Raw genomic sequence first — 18,524 nt, 5'->3', positions numbered from 1 at the left:
TCACCATGTCCGGCACCAGGATTACCCGCATGCCGGCGGCAGTCCGGCTTGCATGCCGGTGAGCGAATCCTCCAGCACCACGCAATGCTGCGGTGCGATCTGCAGTCTGCTTGCCGCAGCCAGGTAGACATCGGGCGCCGGTTTGGTGTTGGCCACTTCATCGCCGGCGACAGTGTGGTGGAAATAAGGGCCAAGCCCGCTGCGACGCAGTTTCAGGTCACACATCTGGCGCTGGGTGGAGGTGGCCACGGCGCGCGGCAGCTCCCGGCTTTCCACCCAGTCCAGCACCTCGATGATGCCGCTCTTGAGCTTGAGCTCGCCATGGGTCAGCAGTTCGCGATAGTGATGACGGCAATGCTGGCTGAGTGTTTCTGCCAGCGTGCGGTCCTGAAAGTGCTGGGCCACATAGTCCAGGCTTTTGGTGACCGACAGGCCCACCATGCCCAGGATCACCGCTTCGGGAATCTCCACGCCCACCTCGTCAGCGGCGCGCAGCCAGGATTGGCCGCTGATGCTTTCGGTGTCGATCATCAGCCCGTCCATGTCGAACAGGATGGCTTGCATGCTTGGTTTCATTGGTTTGCTTTCCTCCGGCGTGTCAGCCTAATGCGGCAGGCGGCCGCCTGCAAGGGTAATGACTCTGGTATAGTGGTTCATCACCAAGCAATCGGGGGTCTGTGTGCAGTCTGTGCTGGTAGCGAATCCCAAGGGCGGGAGCGGCAAGTCCACTCTAGCCACCAACCTGGCTGGTTACTTTGCCAGTTCCGGCCGCAATGTCATGCTGGGCGACGTGGATCGCCAGCAATCTTCCTTGCGCTGGTTGCAGCAACGCGCTGACAGCCTGCCGCGCATTCAGGGCTGGGAAGTAGCAGCAGGCGCTCCGGCCAAGCCGCCCAAGGGCACCGAAGTGGTCATCCTGGACAGTGGTGCCGGTCTGCATGGCAAGAAAATGGCGGCGCTGGTGTCCCGGGTCGAACGCATCCTGATTCCGATTCAACCTTCCCCTTTCGATATGTGGGCCAGTGGCGAGTTTTTCGAACAATTGCTGGCGGAAAAAGCGGTACGCAAGAACAAGGTGTTCATGGCGGTGGTGGGCATGCGGGTGGACCCGCGCACCCGCTCGGCAAAAGAGCTGGAACGCTTTCTGGCCGAACATGATGTGCCGGTGCTCAGCTGGTTGCGAGACACCCAGTTATACGTTCAGGCGGCCGCATCGGGCATGACCTTGTTCGATCTGCCTGAGTCGCGTACCAGAAAAGACCGTGAAGCCTGGCAGCCCATCCTGAGCTGGCTGGGAGAGCAGGATGAATCCTGCTGGTTTGATAAATAAATCTTCGCATGAAGCATTTATCTCTTGACGTGAAGATATTGCCGGCGTAGAGTCAGCCGGTAATTGCGTGCGAGCCAACAGAACGGCGGCGCAGGAGAATCCGTAAGCGGGAGCCCATGTGGCTCCCGCTTTTTATTGGGGCCCCTGCATTTTTATCGTCTACAGCCTGAAGGGAATACTTGCATGATGAATACCGAACTGAACTATGGCGACGTGTACCTCGTCCCGAGAAAAACCATTGTCGACAGCCGCAAGGAATGCGATACCTCGGTTCAATTCGGGCCGCGCCGTTTTGACATGCCCATCTACCCCTCCAACATGAAATCGGTGGTGGACGAAGAAACCTGCGAGGCTTTTGCCCGGCTGGGCTGGTTCTACACCATGCACCGCTTCAATGTGGATGCCTGCCGTTTTACCGCGGCCATGCATGAGAAGGGCCTGTTTGCCTCCATCAGCGCCGGTGTCAACGAAGACACCCTGCAACAGCTGGCAGAACTGAAAGCCGCTGGCCTGACGCCGGAATACATCACCCTGGATGTGGCCAATGCCTGGTGCGTCAAGGCCGAGCGCATGATCAAGCATATCAAGGACACTTTCCCGGGCAGCTTCCTGATTGGCGGCAATATTGCCACGGCCGACGCCGCCCGTGACCTGGAAAGCTGGGGCTGCGATGCCATCAAGGCCGGCATTGCCGGTGGCCGGGTCTGCATCACCAAGAACAAGACCGGTTTTCACCGCCCGATGGTTTCCACCGTGCGTGACTGCGCAGCAGCGGTCAGCGTGCCGGTGATTGCTGATGGCGGCATTGTGGAGCATGGCGACATGGCCAAGGCCCTGGCCTGCGGTGCCAGCATGATCATGGCCGGTTCGCTGTTTGCCGGTTACGACGAATCGGCGGGTGAAATTGTCGAAATCAACGGCAAGCATTACAAGGAATACTTTGGCAGCGCCTCGCAGTTCAACAAGGGTGCCTATGTCAATGTGGAAGGCAAGAAGATTCTGGTGGAATACAAGGGCAGCATTGGCAAACTGCTGCGTGAACTGAAAGAGGATCTGCAATCGTCGGTCAGCTATGCCGGTGGCCGTGATCTGTCAGCCTTGCGTGATGTCCAGATGATTCAGGTTTATCGCTGAGAACCGGGAGAGAACATTCATTGCAACAGCCCGCATTTTGCGGGCTTTTTCATGTCCAAATGGATTGGTAAATAGTGGTGGCTTGCATATTCTGAAGAGTGGCTTTGTTGTTAGAATAGTGGGATTCAACTGAATCTTACAAATAATTAAAACTATCAAAAGAACGCTCATCAAATGAAGATCAATCTGCCGGTTACCACCAACGAACTGATGGTCGATCCTGTCAATCCCATCGTCACCAAGACCGATGTAAAAGGCAGCATCACCTACGCCAACCGGGCATTCATCGACATCAGTGGTTTTACCGAAGACGAGCTGCTGGGTAAAAACCACAATATCGTGCGCCACCCGGACATGCCGCCATCCGCATTTGCCGACCTGTGGGATACGGTAAAGGCAGGCAAGCCCTGGCGCGGCATTGTGAAAAACCGGGCCAAGAATGGCGATTTCTACTGGGTGGAGGCCTATGTCACACCCATCACCGAACATGGCCGTATCGTGGGATACATGTCGGTGCGCTCGCGCCCGAACCGGCAGGATGTCGACGCCGCAGCCGCCCTGTATCGTCAGGTACAGGACAAGAAGGCTACTCTGCCGTCCACGCTACAACGCTATGCGCGCCAGCCGGATGTCTTCAAGCTGGCACCGGTGTTCTCGCTGGTCGGTTTGTTGCTGGCCATTGTGTCCTTTTTCCTGCCGGACTCCATCAGTGCCATCCGCGAAATGACGGGCATTGCCGGATGCCTGCTGGCCTTCGGCGCAGGGGTATGGGCCTGGGTACGCTTGCGCGCGGTGCTGGGCGTGCTGGATCAACGTTTTCAGGATTTGCAGGAAGGCCGGCTGGATCATGCGGTCGAGGCCCGTGAAGGCGGCCTGGCAGGCAAGGTGCTCTCTTCAATGGAGGCGCTGCGCATTCACTATCGTGCCACCATTGCCGATGTGATGCGCGCCAGTCAATACACCAAACAGCAGGCGCACGGTTTGCTGGATGACATGCACGCGCTGGCTTCGCGCTCGGTGGAGCAGCGCGAAGGGCTGAACCAGATCAGTCACAATATGGAATCGCTCAGCGTGGCCATTCAGGACGTGGTGAGGCTGGCCGAGCATAACCAGCAGGATTCACAGCATACCCAGCGCGTGGCACGCGAGGGACGGCAGACCATGGATGCCGCCACCACAGCTGCTGAGCGGGCTGTTTCGGTGGTATCGCAGTCACGCACTGCCATGGTGGAACTGGACGAGGCGATGACACGGATTCGCAGCATGACGGCGCTTATCCGTGAAATTGCCGATCAGACCAATCTGCTGGCACTGAATGCAGCCATCGAAGCAGCCCGTGCCGGTGAAATGGGCCGTGGTTTTGCCGTGGTGGCCGATGAAGTACGCAAGCTGGCGGAACGCACCACCAATACCACCGATTCGATTGGCGGCATTGTCGAGGAAATCGGCAAGATCACCCATAGCGCGGTCAGCAGCATGGATGCCACGGTGGAGGAGGTGGGCGAGGTGAACGGCCAGATCCGCCTGTCATCCGGCAATCTGCAGGGCCTGATTGAAGCAGCCGAGCAATCCAGCCGTCAGGCAGCGCAACTGGCGCAGGAAATGGGCAGCAAGTCCGACTCCATCAATGTGATGGCCGCTGCACTGGAGCAGTTGAATGCCTTGTCGGAACAAGACCTCAATACCACCCATTCCATTGGTGAAAGTGCCAGTCATCTGGCGGAAACTTCGGTCGATCTGGCGCAACTGACCGATAACTTCAGCAAGTGGCACAAGCGCTAAGTATGTGATGTGCGTTACAAAAGCCTGCCGCCGTGTGTCGGGGCAGGCTTTTTTCATGCTTGTTCAGTCGGGCGGCGGGCAACCCAGATGGAGGTTTCCAGCTGCATGGCAATCTCGTCATGCTGGTTCAGCGTGGTCCAGCGCAATTGCACCACGCCGAATCCCGGTTTGCTGCCAGAGGCTTTTTGCGCCAGCACTTCGATGGTTGCGCGCAAGGTGTCACCCGCACGGGTGGGCTGTGGCCAGCGCATGTCCTTGATCCCCATGCCGATCAAGCCATTGGCCACGTTTTTCAGCTCGCTGGCGGTAATCAGGCGCATGGTAAGGCTGCTGGTATGCCAGCCGGAGGCAGCCAGTCCGTCAAACACACTGGTTTTGGCGGCTTCCGGGTCGGTATGAAACGGCTGCGGGTCGAACTGGCGGGCAAAACTGATGATTTCGTCCTGGGTCAGCGTATGGCTGGCGGTTTCGAACCGGCGGCCCGGTGTCAGGTCTTCGAAGTAGAGCATGATGTGACGTTAACGTAAGTTGATGTCCCAGCATACGTGCTTGTTCCCTGACGGTCAAAAACAGTTACCGGGCCGGGTGGCTGCTGCCAACTCAGATGCGCAAGGCGGCAATCAGCTCGCTTTCCAGTGCCAGTACCGTCTTGTCGTCTTTCAGGCCGGGTCCGCTCACCAGGAAGGAGTCTTCCGCACGGCTGCCCAGAGTCATGATCTTGGCGGACTGCACGCTCAGCCGGTAATCTGCCAGCACCTTGGCAATGCGTGCCAGCAGTCCGGGACGGTCGCCAGCCACGATGGACAGCACGTAGAAGTTGTCCTTGTCGTCCGGGCGAATCAGCACCTGCGGCGCAATCGGGAAGTGCTTCAGGTGACGGCTGATGCGACCGTTGGCCGGTGGCGGCGGCGGTGTTTCCAGCCGCAGGCATTCGGCCAGTTCGAATTCGATAAAGTTGATCATGTCGCGGTAATCCCCGTCGTGATGCTCGGGGATGAAGACATGGAAGGTATCCAGCGCGTAGCCGTGACGCGTGGTGTACACCTTGGCATCGGCAATGCTGTAGTTGGTGCGGCCGAAAAATGCGCAGGTGCGGGCAAACAGTTCCGGCTTGTCCGGGGTGTAGACCAGTACCTGGATGCCTTCGTGATCGTCCGACAGACGGGCGCGCACCATCGGCGTTTCAATATTGACGAAACGGTTGAGGATACGTGCATGCCAGGCAATTTCCTTGGCCTCGTGGCGCAGGAAGTACACCATGTCCAGCTGCGACCACAGCTTTTGCTCCACCCCGGCCGAACCGCATAAAGCCGCAGCAGGCTGAGCGCCTGGGTCTTGCGTTCTTCCAGTTCCGAGTTCAGGTCCACCTCGCCGCCACGCAGCAGCACGCGCAGGGTGGCGTTGTACAGGTCTTCCAGCAGCTTGGCCTTCCAGGCATTCCACACCTTGGGGCTGGTGCCGCGGATATCGGCTACCGACAGCAGGTATAGCGCCGCCAGGCGGCGCGGGGTTTGTGTCAGTTCGGCAAAACGCTGGATCACGTCCGGGTCGTAAATGTCCTGCTTCTGCGCAATGCTGGACATGGTCAGGTGCTGGCCTACCAGCCACACCACCAGCTCGGTGTCTTCGGCGGATAGTTCGTGCTGCTCGCAGAACTCGCGAGCATCCACCATGCCCAGCGTGGAGTGGTCTCCGCCACGCCCCTTGGCAATGTCATGAAACAGGCCGGCGACGTACAGCACTTCCGGTCGTTCGAAATCGTTGATCAGCCGCGACAGGAAGGGGTATTCGTGATTGAAGGCGCTGATGGCAAAGCGGCGCAGATTGCGCACCACCATCAGGATGTGTTCGTCCACGGTATACACGTGAAACAGGTCATGCTGCATCTGGCCGACAATGCGGCCAAAGCCCGGCAGATAACGCCCCAGCACGCCGTACAGATTCATGCGGCGCAGGCAGCGGGTGAGGCCGGGTTCGCGCAGCATCTGCATGAACAGGCGGCGGTTTTCCGGGTTCTTGCGGAAACGGTCGTTGATGTGGCTGCGGGCATGCCACAGGGCACGCAGCATGCGTGGCGCAAAACCGGTGAGTTCCGGGTTGCGTTGCAGCATGAAAAAAGCCTCCAGAATGGCAGAAGGCTCTTTTTCAAATACATCGGGCCGGCGGATGCCCAGCATGCCGTTGACCGAATAAAAGCGTTCGTTCAGGTTCTGCGTGATGCGCGGTACTTGCGAATAGAGGCGGGCACGCAGATTGGGCAGCAGAATGCCATTGAGCTGGCTGACGGTTTTGGCAGCACGGAAATACAGCTGCATCACTTGCTCGCTGGCGCGCTTGGCCGGGGTGTCCTGCAGGCCGAAGGCCAGGCCCATGCTTTGCTGCAGATCGAAAATCAGCCGGTCTTCGCGGCGTCGCGCCAGGATGTGAAGGTCGATGCGCAGGCGTTGCAACTGGCGGTCGCTGTGGTGAATCAGCCGTGCTTCAGCCTGGGTCAGAATGCCGCGCTGTACCAGATCGCTCCAGTTTTCCCCCAGACCAATGGCCTTGCTGATCCACAAGATGGTGTGCAGGTCGCGCAGGCCGCCCGGACTTTCCTTGATATTGGGTTCCAGGTTGTTGGTCACGCCAAAGTGGCGGTTGTGGCGCTGCTGCTGTTCCAGCGTCTTGCCTTCGAAGAAGGCAAGCGGGTCGCGCTGGCAGTCCAGGCGCTGAATCAGCTGCTGATAGGGCGTGGCAGCCCCGGCAATCAGCCGGTTTTCCAGCAAATTGGTTTCAATGGTGATGTCAGCGGCCGCCTCTTGCAGGCATTCCTCCGCCGTGCGCACGCTGTGCCCCACTTCCAGTCCGATGTCCCACATGTGGCCGATCAGCGCTGCCACCTGCTCGGGCAGTTCTGCCGGGCTGACGGCGGGCAGCAATACCAGCACATCGATATCGGAACTGGGAAACAGCTGGCCACGGCCATATCCGCCGACGGCAATCATGCTGGCCTGTTCTCCCAGCCCGGCATGCTGCCACAACTGTTGCAGCACGCGGTCCACCAGCTGGCTGTGCTGGCTCAGGTAGCGTTGCGGATCGCGATGGGACCGGTACTGCTCCAGCAGGGCAGTCCGTTCCTGGGCCAGTTGCTTGCGCAGTGCCTGGGTCAGCTCGGCGGAGAGAGGTTCCATGTCAGCGTCTTTCCTGCTTCAGGATGATGGCGATGCCGGCAAACAGAAACAGCAAGGTGGGCACCGTGGCGGAAATCACCGGGTTCCAGCTGTACAGCAAGCCCAGATGCCCGAACAGGCGGTTGATGAAATGGAAACCCACGCCCAGACAAATGCCGGAAAACAGTCGCACACCCAGCTGGCCATGGCGACGTTGCTGCGGGGTGAAGGCCAGTGCCACCAGAGCCATCGAGACACAGGCCAGCGGGTAGAACAGCTTGCTCCACAGCGCAATATCATAACGCTGGGTTTGCTGCTTGTTGGCGCTCAGGTGTTCGATGTACTTGATCAGGTTGAGTGCCGACATCTGTTCCGGCACCACCAGCAGCACGTTCAGGATGTCCGGTTCGATGATGGACGCCCATTGCGCCAGGGCCACGGTCTTGCTTTCCACATGGTCCGGGAACAGACGGGTTTCCACCACATTGCTCAACTGCCATACATGGGCGTTGCGCTGGTAGCTGCCGCGCTCGGCATAGCGGGTGGTCACCAGCTGGTAGTTGTCGTCATAGGTATAAATGCGCACGCCAAGCAAGGTGGTGTCCGGCAGCATTTCGTGCACATTGATGAAGTTGTTGTTGTCTTTCACCCAGATGCCGGAGCGGAATTCCTGCGCCACCATCGAACGCATGGCCGACAGTTTCATGCGTTCGGCCTGCTGCAGCGCATAGGGACTGATGAACTCGCCCAGCGCGGTGGTGAGAACGGCAAAGCCCAGCCCGAACAGCAGCAGCGTGCGGGCAATCTGGCCCAGGGTGATGCCACAGGTGCGGATGACGGTGTATTCACTGGAGCTGGCCAGTTGCGTCATGGCCACCATGCCGCCAATCAGCACCGCCAGCGGCATCAGTTCGTAGGCGTGGCCAGGCGCTTGCAGTGCGATATAGCCCAGCATCTTGCCGATGGAGTAATTGCCATGGTTCAGGTCGGGCACTTCGTGAATGATGTCGAAGAAGCCATACAGACCCAGCAAGGCTGCCAGGGTAAACAGCGTGGACTGGGTCAGTGCGCTGATGATGTAGCGATAAATCAGTTTCATCTGGCTTCAGGGCTTGTTCAGGAAGTATTTCAGGGTCTGACGCACGGTATTGGCCGGACGGTCGCGATATTTGAGCAACAGCACGGCCAGGATCAGCACGATCACGTGAACGATCAGGATGCTGGCCATGCCCACCTTGCCCTGGGTAATCCAGTTACGTACCAGCGTCAGGCTGTTCTGGTACAGGAAGAATGCCAGCAAGGCCACCACCAGATTGTAGGCATGGCCGCTGCGCGGGTTGTAATAAGAGAGCGGAATGGCCAGCAAGGCCAGCACCAGACAGCTCAGCGGCATGGACAGGCGCCATACCAGTTCCGAGCGCAAGGCCGGGTCGCTGCTGCCGATCAGGCTGCTGGTACTTTGCGCCTGACGGTTGTTGGGCGGGGCGGCCAGCTTCTGGTTGGTGCCAATCAACACGCTGTAACGCTGGAAACTGCCCACCTCGTAGTCGGACTTGCCCGGTTCACCCACGTAGCGGCGGCCGTCTTCCAGTACCAGTACGCGTTCGTTGTCTTCATTCACCGAAATGTAGCCGCGCTTGGCAAAAATGCTGGACACTTTGCCCTCGCTCAAGTCCTGCATGAAGATGCGCGTGGCTGCGCCATGGTCGCCGCCATAGCTTTCAATGAAATACACCTTGCTACCGGAGCCGGTTTCCTTGAACACGCCCGGCGCGATGGCGCTGATTTCTTCCCGGCGCTTGAGGATTTCCGCATACACCTGGCTGCGCTCTTCCGCCCAGGGCGCGATGAACAGCGACACAATGCCCACCAGCAAGGCCAGCGGGATGGTAAAACGCATCACCGGCCACACCCAGTCACGCAAGGACAGGCCGGATGACAGCCAGACGGCCATTTCATGGTCGCGCCAGATACGGGTCATCACCACCAGTACGGTGACGAAAACGGTAAGGATCATCAGCAGGGGGAACAGACCCAGTGCCCAGAAGCCGATCAGCGCAGTGACGGCTTCGTTGGCGATTTGCCCCTCGGCCGCACGGCCAAGCAGGTTGATGGCCTGGGTCGAGAGAATGATGGCCAGCAGGACGACAAATACGCCCAGGGCGGTAAAAGTCAATTCTCGGGTCAGGCTTTTACGAAAAACCATTTATCAGTGCCTTTTTGACTTTTTATGACTAGCGTAGTGATAATTTGATTTGATAACTCTGAAACGCCGGTTTCGGCAAATTTCGGGATGGACGCAGCTTCTGTCTTTGCCTGCTACAGGCAGGGCCTTTAGGTAAGCCAGACATCGCTGGCAGCCTGCAGGAAGTGGAGCAACTGACACTCGCATTTCATGGGAGTACAAGATGGAATTTAACATAAAAAGCGGCAGCCCGGAAAAGCAGCGCGTTGCCTGCGTGATCGTGGGCGTCTATGAATCGCGCAAGCTCACCTTTGCTGCCGACTTGCTTGATCGCATCTCCAACGGTTTCATCAGCGACGTCATTCGTCGCGGTGACATGGAAGGCAAGCTGGGCAGCACGCTGATCCTGCATTCCGTGCCGCATACCCTGTGCGACCGTGTGATGCTGGTGGGTCTGGGCAAGGAACGCGACTTCCGCGCCAAGGAATACCGCGAGGCCGTGCGCAGCTCGGTGCGCAGCCTGACGCAGACTTCCGCCACCGAAGCGGTAAGCTACCTCACCGAACTGACCGTGAAAAAACACGATGTCGAATGGATGATCGAGCAAGCCACCGTGGTGACGCTGGACGTGCTCTATCGCTTCGACCGCTTCAAGAGCAAGCAGGACGACAGCGCCCGCGAGCCGCGCAAGCTCACGCTGGCCGTGCCGCGCCGCAGCGACCTGGCTGATGGCGAAAAAGGCCTGCTGCGCGGCCTGGCCATTGGCAATGGCATGAAACTGGCCAAGGACCTGGGCAACCTGCCGCCCAATGTCTGCACGCCTGCTTACCTGGCAGAAGAAGCCGAGCGCATTGCCGCAGAATTCGGCACCCAGGTGGAAATCTACGGCCAAAGCCAGCTGGAAGAGCTGGGCCTGCATTCCTTCCTGTCGGTTGCCCGTGGCAGCGTGGTGGAGCCCAAGCTCATCGTGCTGCAATACCAGGGTGCCAAGGACAAGAACGACCGCCCGCTGGCGCTGGTGGGCAAGGGCATCACCTTTGACTCCGGCGGTATCTCGCTCAAGCCCGGTGAAGGCATGGACGAGATGAAATACGATATGTGCGGCGCAGCCTCGGTGCTGGGTGCCTTCCGCGCGGCAGTGGAAATGAAGCTGCCGATCAATCTGGTGACGATTGTTCCGGCTTGCGAAAACATGCCGGCCGGCAATGCCGTCAAGCCCGGTGACATCATCACCAGCCTGTCCGGCCAGACCATCGAAGTGCTCAATACCGACGCAGAAGGCCGCCTGATCCTGTGTGATGCGCTGACCTTTGCCGAGCGCTTCAATCCGCAAACCGTGATTGACGTTGCCACCCTGACCGGTGCCTGCGTGATTGCGCTGGGCCATATCGCCACCGGCCTGTACAGCAATCAGGACAGCCTGGCGCGTGAACTGCTGGCGGCTGGCGAGGAAGTAGCCGACCGTGCCTGGCACATGCCCTTGTGGGATGAATACCAGGAACAGCTCAAGAGCCCGTTTGCCGACATGGCCAATATCGGCGGGCGTCCGGGTGGCAGCATCACCGCCGCCTGCTTCCTGTCGCGTTTTGCCAAGGCTTATGACTGGGCACATCTGGATATCGCCGGCACTGCGTGGAAGAGTGGCAAGGACAAGGGCGCAACCGGTCGCCCGGTACCCTTGCTGGTACAGTTCCTGCAAGACCGTGCCGACATCGCCCTCGGTAATGTCGTGCGCCGTGGCCGCCCGCGTCGTGAATCGCCTGAAATCGTAGAAGATGACGCGGATTGATTTCTATACCAATGTGGCCCAGCCGCAGGAATTTGCCTGCAAGCTGGCCGCAACGGTATTCCGCAAGCGAGAGCGCCTGCTGGTCTGGCTGGAAGACGAGCGGGCGCTGGATACCTTCAGTAACCGGCTTTGGTGCATGGGTGATACCCAGTTCATCGCCCATTGCCGGATGGATTCTCCCGAAGCGGCCGAAACGCCGATCTGGCTGACCGCCAGTCTGCCGGCCGGTTTGCAGCACCCGGTATTGTTGAACCTGGGGCCGGAATTGCCGGTCGAGCCAGCGCAGTTTTCCCGTATCCTGGAAATCGTCGGTACCGATGAGCAGGCGCTGGCCACTGCGCGCCACCGCTTCAAGTCCTATCGCGCTCGCGGTTACGCCATTCAACATCATGACATGAGCCACAAGTGACCATGAACCAGTCGCCAACGCCTGATCTGCCCTCCTGGGACGAGCTGGACCTGCCCGTGCTGGACGAAGTGGTGGATGAAACCGCCATTCCCGTCCTGGCGGACGAAGTGCTGGATGTGCCGGATTTTGACTTTTCCAGCGAATTGGATGCCGCACACAGTGCCCTGTCTGCTCCGGCAGAAGGCGTGGCAGAACTGGATATTCCCGAGCTGACACTGGAAGACCTGGAGGTGGCAGCGCCGCCGGTCAGTGACAGCCCGGCGCTGGATCTGTCCGGCCTGCCTTCGCTGGACCTGAGCGAAGCGGCGGACGAGCTGGATCTGGGCCAGGTATTGCAGGGCAGCGACCCGCTGTCCCTGGCAGCCCCGCCTACGGCGCAAAACTTACCCAGGCCCGAAGCACCCTTGATGGCGGTGGATGGCTTCGAGTTTGTGCTGGATGAGGCGGTGCCGGAATCACCTGCCGACAAGCCCGCCCCGCTGAATGCGACTGCGTCCGCACCGCCAGCAGTTGCGACTATGCCGACAGCCATGCACGCACCTGAGGCTGTGGTGGTTCAGCCGCTGCCGGTGGTGGAGGACGAACTGGAGATTCCGGCGCTGACTGATGCGCTGGATGAGAGTCTGCCTGTCCAGCCAGTAGCCACACCAACTCCATCCGCCGTGAGTGCACCTGAGGCAGTGTCTGTTCAAGCTCTGCCCGAGGTAGAGGAAGAGCTACAGATTCCCGATCTGTCGGACGAACTGGATATCGACTGGAACAGCATGGCGGAACAAGCGGCCCCGGTTGTGGCCGCTCCGCCTGACTTTGCCACTGCACCCGGCGAGCCAGTAGCCCCAGCAGAAGCAGCACCGCATGTGCAGGTGGTTGATGCGCAGCCGCCGGTGCAGCCTGATCAGGCTCCAATCCTGCCAGCCGGGCTGTCCATTTCCCTGGATAGCCTGCCCGCTGGTGTGCTGGGCGGGGGTATCGGGCGGCTGGAAGAGGAAACCCCTTCAGCCAGTGAGTTGCTGGCCCGTGCGCAGGCGCTGGTGGATGCCACACCCGCATCGCTGGATGAAGTATTGCGCGCAGCTGAGCAAACCCTGGCACAGCAGGATGCCCTGAACCAGTACCCGCAGACCGAAGCAGTGCGTGAGCAGAAGTCATTTACATCGCTGAGCGAAGCGGAGTTGATGGAAGCCATGGCGACCCTGCCCACCATGCAGCCCGCTACGCTGATCGACCAGGATTGGCCAGGGCTGGGTGATGATTCCATGGCCCACGATGTCAGTGCTGGTTTGCAAGACGATAACGATATTCAGGCCGCATCTGCCTTGCTGCAGGATGCCGGTCTGGATGACCTGGTGCCGGTAGCCGCAGCGGTTCAATCGTCCGAATTGACAGCGCAGCACCTGCCGCTGCTGGATGAAGAGGAAAGCTGGCCTGGGCTGGGTGATGTTGATCGCGACAGTGAAACCGAGTTGCTGCCAGACGAACCTGAAGTTGTCGTGCAGGCAGTGCCTGAGCATGATGCAGAGTCAGGACAGGATGCGCCGGTATTGCTGACGCAGGACCTGCCCGTGCTGGATGAGGAGGAAAGCTGGCCGGGTTTGGGTGATGTCGATCGCGAGAATGAAACCGAGCTTAGCTTGCCGAATGAGGCTGATGCCTTGCAGCCTGTCGCAGCCGGCGCGGCAGTGACGTCATCGCCAGTATTGCCGGTGCTGGACGAGGAGGCTGACTTGCCGTCTGCGGCGGCCAGCCACGTGCCCTCTGTCAACGCAATGGAAGTTGCGCCGCCAGCCACAGGTATCAGCACCCCGGTACAAGGCCTGTTTGCCGAGTCGCCCTTTGCCAGCGAACGCGAAGCCGCGCCACAAGCAGCCAGTGCCGAGACATTGCCCGCCACTGAAGTGCCGGAGGTCGAGCTGGAACTGCCGGTGCTGACGGATGCCGAACCGGCTGATCCATCCGTGGCCGAGCCACTTGCTCATGTCACGGCTCCTTTGCTGGACAATAGCCCGGAGCCAATGCCGCCAGCCTCGCTGGAAACGCTGACCGGGGCCAGTTTTGCTGCTGCCATGCCACAGACGGAAGTCGCAGCCAGCACGGCAGCACCGGAAGCCGGCAAGTCGGTGGAGGTACTGAGTGTCGCCGCGGTGACCACCGCAGCGGCAGCGGCGGCCCTGATGAACCCGGCAGCCCGCAAGGAAGAGACCGTGGCCGTGGTGGACGAGCGTGCCCTGGTGGATGCCATGTATGAAAAACTGCTGCCACGCATGAAGGTGGAGCTGTCGCTGTGGCTGCAGGATGCGCTGGAATTGCAGGCCAAGAACATGCTGTCCGGGGTGATGCAGCAATTGAAGGAAGACTACGACATGTTGTTTGGTGAAACATTGAAGGAAAGCCTGCGCCAGGCCATTCTGGCCCTCGAGCGCGAGCAGCAGGGCCACCATGGCCCGAACAAGGAGCAGGACTGATGGGGCATCGGCTTTCACGTATTGTCACCCGTACCGGGGATGATGGCAGCACCGGCCTTGGTGATGGCAGCCGCGTGGCCAAGGACAGCTTGCGGGTGCAGGCGCTGGGCGATGTGGATGAACTGAATTCGGTACTGGGGGTATTGCTGGCCGAAAGCCTGCCAGCCGATGTGGTGGACCGTCTGTCGACGGTGCAGCATGATCTGTTTGATCTGGGTTCCGAACTGGCGGTGCCGGGTTATGCCGCGCTCAAGCCAGAGCATGTGGCCGCGCTGGAAGAATGGGTGGCACAGATGAATGCGGATCTGCCCATGCTCAAGGAATTCATCCTGCCCGGTGGTTCGCGACCGGCAGGTCTTGCGCATCAGGCCCGTTCCGTCTGCCGACGCGCCGAGCGCGCCGTGGTGGCGGCGGCAAGGGAAGGGGAGATTTCACAGTCGGCACGTCAGTACCTCAACCGCCTGTCCGATGCCCTGTTCATTCTGGCGCGGCACCTCAACAAGGCGCTGGGCCAGCCCGACGTGCTGTGGCAGCCCAAAAGACACGGTTGATCATCAACACTGACAGGTATCGCCCATTGAGTAAGCCGCTGGACTCCAGCGGCTTTATATTTTTTACAACCCCCTCTCGCTTTCTGAAAGGAACGCGAGGCTCCCTTCTTTGACCAGCAGGGCAAGGGCGGGGGGATAGGGAATGGAAGGGAAGGCTGCGGAATCAATCAGTGAGTCGAAAGGCCCGGCTGTGCCGGGTCCAGCGCAATCGCACCAGATCACTTTGTCTACAGCCTGAAGCCGCTGGATTCCAGCGGCTTTTTTGCTTCCCGATCAGGCAGCAACGTGGCTGTCTGCGCTGGCAAGCACTTCGGCCGGCAAGTCCTCCAGCCATTGTTGCAAACGCTCTGCCGTGCGTTCCCAGCGGGTATCTAGCATCATCATGTGCCCCATGTGTGGCAGGATTTCCGCGTTCACATCCAGCCGTTCGGCGGTGGCCACCACATCCTGCGGCGAAATCAGCATGTCCTCGGCTGCTCCCAGCACCAGCGCGGGTAATGGCGGGATGGCCGCTATCCCGAGGGGGTTGACCAGGGTCATGTCCATCACCGCCCGCTGGCTTTCCAGTTGACAGCGTTGTACCAGCAGGTCGGTGGTGCTGTCCGGTGCGTCGGCAGAGAGCAGCAGGTCGCGCAATTCGCTTTGGGCCGGGTTGTAGCTGCCTTGCTGATACAGGTTCAGGTTCAGCAGCAAACCGGGTGCCTGGGTCAAAAGACGCAGGCTGGAGCTGGCCAGCCCGGTAGGCGGGACCGATGCCAGAAAAGCGGCAGCCGGCAGGCGATGACGGATCAGGTATTGCTGCAGCACGAAGCCGCCCATTGAATGCCCGATCACGATGGGCGTACGCTTGATGCGTTTGATGGCGGAAGCAAGGTTGCGCACATAGTCATCTATGCTGATGGCGGCCAGATACTGCCGCCCGTCGCTGTCGCCATGGCCTTCCAGGCTGAGCGCCCAGCAGTCATAACCCAGGCGGGCAAACCAGGGCAGGAAGGTTTCCTGCCAGCACCATGCGGCACAGAATGCGCCGTGGACAAACAAAAGGGGCGGCGCCTGGCGCGCCGTCCCTGTTGCTGCCTCATGAATCAGTTCGAGGCGTGGTTGCATTGAATCAGAGTACCTCTCCGGCATGGTCTGCCAGTCGTGAACGTTCCCCGCGTTGCAGGGTGATATGGCCGGAATGTTCCCAACCCTTGAAGCGGTCCACCACATAGGTGAGGCCGGAACTGCCTTCAGTCAGGTAGGGCGTGTCGATTTGCGAAATATTACCCAGGCAGACTACCTTGGTTCCCGGACCTGCACGAGTGATCAGTGTCTTCATCTGCTTGGGCGTCAGGTTTTGCGCTTCGTCGATGATCAGGTATTTGTTGAGGAAGGTACGGCCACGCATGAAGTTGAGCGACTTCACCTTGATGCGCGAGCGCACCAGGTCGCGGGTGGCGGCACGGCCCCAGTCGCCGCCGTCGTCGTCGCTCTTGTTCAGCACGTCCAGGTTGTCTTCCAGCGCGCCCATCCACGGCGCCATTTTTTCCTCTTCCGTGCCCGGCAAAAAGCCGATGTCTTCACCTACCGGCACGGTGACGCGGGTCATGATGATTTCCGAGTACAGCTTTTGTTCCAGCGTCATGGCAAGGCCGGCAGCGAGGGTGAGCAGGGTTTTGCCGGTACCGGCCTGACCCAGCAGGGTGATGAAGTCCACCTCGGGGTCCATCAGCAGGTTCAGCGCGAAGTTCTGTTCCCGGTTGCGCGCGGTAATGCCCCACACATTGTTTTTGTGGTGGCTGTAGTCCTTCAGGGTCTGGATGACGGCAGTCTTGCCTTCCACCTTCACCACGCGCGCCTGCAAAGGCTGCGGGCCTTCCTGCCACAGCATCTGGTTGATCAGCAGATTGGGAACATCCTGCCCCTTGACCTGGTAAAAGCTGCGGCCTTGTTCCTGCCAGGACTTCATGTCCTTGCCATTGCGCTCCCAGAATGTTTCGTCGATTTCACGGGTGCCGGTATATAGCAGGTCGGAATCCTGCAGCACCTTGTCGTTGAAGTAGTCTTCGGCATCCAGGCCCAGCGCGCGGGCCTTGATGCGCATGTTGATGTCCTTGGAGACCAGGATGACCGAGCGCTCGGGATAGAGCTCCTTGAGGGCCATCACGATGCCGAGGATCTGGTTATCAGCCTTGCCCACGGGCAGTGAGGCGGGCAGTACGCTGTGAATGGCCTGGGTTTGCAGGATCAGCTTGCCGGTGGCGGCATCACGACTGGCATTTTTCAGCGTGATGCCGGCTTCGATCTTGTTTTCACATCCGCTGACAATATCGTCCAGAAAGCGGCTGGTCTGGCGGGCATTGCGCGCCACTTCCGACATGCCGCTCTTGTGGGCGTCCAGCTCCTCCAGCGTGATGATGGGAATGAAAACATCATGCTCTTCGAAGCGGTACAAACTGGTAGGGTCGTGCAGCAATACATTGGTGTCCAGAACGAACAGCTTGGTGGTTTTGCTTTTCTTACGGCTTACCATGATGGACCCCTTGGCGATGCAGAGCCCGGTCGGCAGACCGGGGCACTGCGTTAGAGAGTGTTTACAAAGGCAAGAACTTCAGCAGCATGACCGGGCACTTTCACTTTGCGCCATTCGCGCACGATCACGCCAGCGGCATCGATCACGAAGGTGCTGCGCTCGATGCCTCTTACCTGTTTGCCGTACATGTTTTTCATTTTGATGACGTCAAACAGGGTACAAACGGTTTCTTCCGCATCGGACAGCAATTCAAACGGCAATTCCAGCTTGGCCTTGAAGTTTTCATGCGATTTGATGCTGTCACGCGAGATGCCGACAATGCTGACGCCGGCAGCGGCAAACTGGGCGTGCAGGTCACGGAAATCCATTGTTTCGTTGGTGCAGCCCGGGGTGTTGTCCTTGGGGTAGAAGTAGATCACCAGCGGCTTGGGCGCAGCGGAAAGAGAAAAGGTGGTGCCGGCGGTGCCGGGCAGGGTGAAGTCGGGGCAGGGTGTGCCTGACATGCAAGACTCCTGACGGTGGTGGTGGGTGGGAATACAACCGCCTTGCTTTGAGCTTAGCGGAAATTTCTGACTGTTGTCATCCTTATTCTGAACCGCTTTCCGGCTGATGACCACGTCGTATCAGCACCAGCAGCGCACCTTCCCCACCCATGGTTTCATTGGCCTGGCAGAAAGCCAGTACTTCCGGATGGTGACTCAGCCAGGTGCGCACCAGCTTTTTCAGTACCGGCTGGCCATTGGAGCCAAAGCCCTTGCCGTGGATGATGCGCAAGCAGGGTCCGCGGTGTCGCGCACGGTGCAGGAACAGGGCCAGAGCATCCTGCGCCTGATAACGGTCCATGCCGTGCAGATCCAGCTGGCAGGCAATCGGCCAGTGGCCATTGCGCAAACGCTTGAGCGTCTGGCTGGGCATGCCGGGGCGGGAGAACTGCACCAGGCTGTCTTGCGGCTCGAACAGGCCTGTCATGTGGCGCAACATGTCCATTTCGGCCTGGTGTGACAGGGCATGCTGACCGTGGCGATGACGCGGGTGAGGGCTGGGTTTCTTGTGCTGAGGGATATGACGCGGCTGGCATTTCAGCGGTTTGACATCGCTGAACAGCTGCTTGAAGTCAGGTTCGGGTGGCGGAGCAGGGACAGACACCGGCGCGCAGGGGTGTCACGCAGACGCCCCTGCCGGCGGAGTTCCTTCAATGTATCCTTGAAGGCCTTCAAG

General features: G+C 59.7%; 17 protein-coding genes. 7 read left to right on the top strand and 10 right to left on the bottom strand.

Annotation, left to right across the window (positions count from 1 at the left end; genetic code table 11):
• Positions 1-21 precede the first annotated feature (21 nt).
• Positions 22-576 carry an HAD family hydrolase gene (locus AWT75_RS11750; RefSeq protein ID WP_239689563.1) on the bottom strand — a complete coding sequence of 185 codons (555 nt, stop codon included), beginning with the start codon at positions 574-576 and terminating at the stop codon, positions 22-24.
• A 103-nt stretch (positions 577-679) separates the two neighbouring features.
• On the opposite strand from AWT75_RS11750, the gene AWT75_RS11745 reads away from it, so the two are divergent.
• The 3 genes from AWT75_RS11745 (at position 680) to AWT75_RS11735 (ending at position 4,246) form a co-directional block, all read left to right on the top strand.
• A complete protein-coding gene (locus tag AWT75_RS11745; protein ID WP_045845111.1) occupies positions 680-1,330 on the top strand; it encodes a ParA family protein in 651 nt (216 codons plus the stop codon).
• Positions 1,331-1,513: 183 nt separating this feature from the next.
• Positions 1,514-2,464 carry a GMP reductase gene (locus tag AWT75_RS11740; protein ID WP_082696075.1) on the top strand — a complete coding sequence of 317 codons (951 nt, stop codon included), beginning with the start codon at positions 1,514-1,516 and terminating at the stop codon, positions 2,462-2,464.
• Between the two features lie 174 nt (positions 2,465-2,638).
• Positions 2,639-4,246, top strand: coding sequence for a methyl-accepting chemotaxis protein (locus AWT75_RS11735; protein WP_062789255.1), 1,608 nt, complete (start codon positions 2,639-2,641; stop codon positions 4,244-4,246).
• Positions 4,247-4,299: 53 nt separating this feature from the next.
• On the opposite strand, the gene AWT75_RS11730 is transcribed toward AWT75_RS11735, so the two are convergent.
• From AWT75_RS11730 to lptF, 5 genes are all read right to left on the bottom strand, one after another.
• Positions 4,300-4,755, bottom strand: a complete 456-nt coding sequence (locus tag AWT75_RS11730) for a MaoC family dehydratase (protein ID WP_062789253.1) — start codon at positions 4,753-4,755, stop codon at positions 4,300-4,302.
• Positions 4,756-4,846: 91 nt separating this feature from the next.
• Complete coding sequence (locus AWT75_RS22880) at positions 4,847-5,209, bottom strand: ACT domain-containing protein (RefSeq protein WP_239689562.1); 363 nt, start codon at positions 5,207-5,209, stop codon at positions 4,847-4,849.
• Positions 5,206-7,416 (bottom strand): [protein-PII] uridylyltransferase, encoded by a 2,211-nt coding sequence (glnD, locus tag AWT75_RS11725; protein ID WP_239689561.1) that lies wholly within the window; start codon positions 7,414-7,416, stop codon positions 5,206-5,208. The genes AWT75_RS22880 and glnD overlap by 4 nt, the downstream gene beginning before the upstream one ends.
• A 1-nt stretch (position 7,417) precedes the next feature.
• Positions 7,418-8,494, bottom strand: a complete 1,077-nt coding sequence (gene lptG, locus AWT75_RS11720; RefSeq protein WP_045845107.1) for an LPS export ABC transporter permease LptG — start codon at positions 8,492-8,494, stop codon at positions 7,418-7,420.
• A gap of 6 nt (positions 8,495-8,500) precedes the next feature.
• Positions 8,501-9,601, bottom strand: a complete 1,101-nt coding sequence (gene lptF, locus AWT75_RS11715; RefSeq protein ID WP_062789251.1) for an LPS export ABC transporter permease LptF — start codon at positions 9,599-9,601, stop codon at positions 8,501-8,503.
• Between the two features lie 202 nt (positions 9,602-9,803).
• On the opposite strand from lptF, the gene AWT75_RS11710 reads away from it, so the two are divergent.
• Genes AWT75_RS11710 through AWT75_RS11695 form a run of 4 tightly spaced genes read left to right on the top strand, consistent with a single transcriptional unit; the run spans position 9,804 to position 14,791 of the window.
• Positions 9,804-11,369, top strand: a complete 1,566-nt coding sequence (locus tag AWT75_RS11710; RefSeq protein ID WP_045845105.1) for a leucyl aminopeptidase — start codon at positions 9,804-9,806, stop codon at positions 11,367-11,369.
• Positions 11,356-11,778, top strand: a complete 423-nt coding sequence (locus AWT75_RS11705) for a DNA polymerase III subunit chi (RefSeq protein WP_045845104.1) — start codon at positions 11,356-11,358, stop codon at positions 11,776-11,778. The genes AWT75_RS11710 and AWT75_RS11705 overlap by 14 nt, the downstream gene beginning before the upstream one ends.
• Before the next feature lie 2 nt (positions 11,779-11,780).
• On the top strand, positions 11,781-14,240 hold the full coding sequence (locus AWT75_RS11700) for a hypothetical protein (protein WP_062789250.1): 2,460 nt from the start codon (positions 11,781-11,783) through the stop codon (positions 14,238-14,240).
• Positions 14,240-14,791, top strand: coding sequence for a cob(I)yrinic acid a,c-diamide adenosyltransferase (locus AWT75_RS11695; protein ID WP_062789249.1), 552 nt, complete (start codon positions 14,240-14,242; stop codon positions 14,789-14,791). Before AWT75_RS11700 ends, AWT75_RS11695 begins: the two co-directional genes overlap by 1 nt.
• Before the next feature lie 273 nt (positions 14,792-15,064).
• On the opposite strand, the gene AWT75_RS11690 is transcribed toward AWT75_RS11695, so the two are convergent.
• From AWT75_RS11690 to AWT75_RS11675, 4 genes are all read right to left on the bottom strand, one after another.
• On the bottom strand, positions 15,065-15,898 hold the full coding sequence (locus AWT75_RS11690; protein ID WP_062789248.1) for an alpha/beta hydrolase: 834 nt from the start codon (positions 15,896-15,898) through the stop codon (positions 15,065-15,067).
• 4 nt (positions 15,899-15,902) lie between these two features.
• A complete protein-coding gene (locus AWT75_RS11685) occupies positions 15,903-17,306 on the bottom strand; it encodes a PhoH family protein (protein WP_062789247.1) in 1,404 nt (467 codons plus the stop codon).
• Positions 17,307-17,356: 50 nt separating this feature from the next.
• On the bottom strand, positions 17,357-17,809 hold the full coding sequence (locus AWT75_RS11680) for a peroxiredoxin (protein ID WP_062789246.1): 453 nt from the start codon (positions 17,807-17,809) through the stop codon (positions 17,357-17,359).
• A gap of 82 nt (positions 17,810-17,891) precedes the next feature.
• Positions 17,892-18,452, bottom strand: a complete 561-nt coding sequence (locus tag AWT75_RS11675; RefSeq protein ID WP_082696074.1) for a Smr/MutS family protein — start codon at positions 18,450-18,452, stop codon at positions 17,892-17,894.
• Positions 18,453-18,524 lie beyond the last annotated feature (72 nt).

The organism is Aquitalea pelogenes, assembly GCF_001515305.1.
In the GTDB taxonomy this organism is placed as follows: domain Bacteria; phylum Pseudomonadota; class Gammaproteobacteria; order Burkholderiales; family Chromobacteriaceae; genus Aquitalea; species Aquitalea pelogenes.
This window is presented reverse-complemented; position numbering and strand designations above follow the sequence as displayed.

Excerpts from the sequence above, each read along its gene's own strand:
- AWT75_RS11750 (WP_239689563.1), bottom strand. The coding sequence starts at position 576 with ATGAAACCAAGCATGCAAGCCATCCTGTTCGACATGGACGGGCTGATG.
- AWT75_RS11740 (WP_082696075.1), top strand. The coding sequence starts at position 1,514 with ATGATGAATACCGAACTGAACTATGGCGACGTGTACCTCGTCCCGAGA.
- AWT75_RS11735 (WP_062789255.1), top strand. The coding sequence starts at position 2,639 with ATGAAGATCAATCTGCCGGTTACCACCAACGAACTGATGGTCGATCCT.
- AWT75_RS11730 (WP_062789253.1), bottom strand. The coding sequence starts at position 4,755 with ATGCTCTACTTCGAAGACCTGACACCGGGCCGCCGGTTCGAAACCGCC.
- AWT75_RS22880 (WP_239689562.1), bottom strand. The coding sequence starts at position 5,209 with ATGATCAACTTTATCGAATTCGAACTGGCCGAATGCCTGCGGCTGGAA.
- glnD (WP_239689561.1), bottom strand. The coding sequence starts at position 7,416 with ATGGAACCTCTCTCCGCCGAGCTGACCCAGGCACTGCGCAAGCAACTG.
- lptG (WP_045845107.1), bottom strand. The coding sequence starts at position 8,494 with ATGAAACTGATTTATCGCTACATCATCAGCGCACTGACCCAGTCCACG.
- lptF (WP_062789251.1), bottom strand. The coding sequence starts at position 9,601 with ATGGTTTTTCGTAAAAGCCTGACCCGAGAATTGACTTTTACCGCCCTG.
- AWT75_RS11710 (WP_045845105.1), top strand. The coding sequence starts at position 9,804 with ATGGAATTTAACATAAAAAGCGGCAGCCCGGAAAAGCAGCGCGTTGCC.
- AWT75_RS11705 (WP_045845104.1), top strand. The coding sequence starts at position 11,356 with ATGACGCGGATTGATTTCTATACCAATGTGGCCCAGCCGCAGGAATTT.
- AWT75_RS11700 (WP_062789250.1), top strand. The coding sequence starts at position 11,781 with ATGAACCAGTCGCCAACGCCTGATCTGCCCTCCTGGGACGAGCTGGAC.
- AWT75_RS11695 (WP_062789249.1), top strand. The coding sequence starts at position 14,240 with ATGGGGCATCGGCTTTCACGTATTGTCACCCGTACCGGGGATGATGGC.
- AWT75_RS11690 (WP_062789248.1), bottom strand. The coding sequence starts at position 15,898 with ATGCAACCACGCCTCGAACTGATTCATGAGGCAGCAACAGGGACGGCG.
- AWT75_RS11685 (WP_062789247.1), bottom strand. The coding sequence starts at position 17,306 with ATGGTAAGCCGTAAGAAAAGCAAAACCACCAAGCTGTTCGTTCTGGAC.
- AWT75_RS11680 (WP_062789246.1), bottom strand. The coding sequence starts at position 17,809 with ATGTCAGGCACACCCTGCCCCGACTTCACCCTGCCCGGCACCGCCGGC.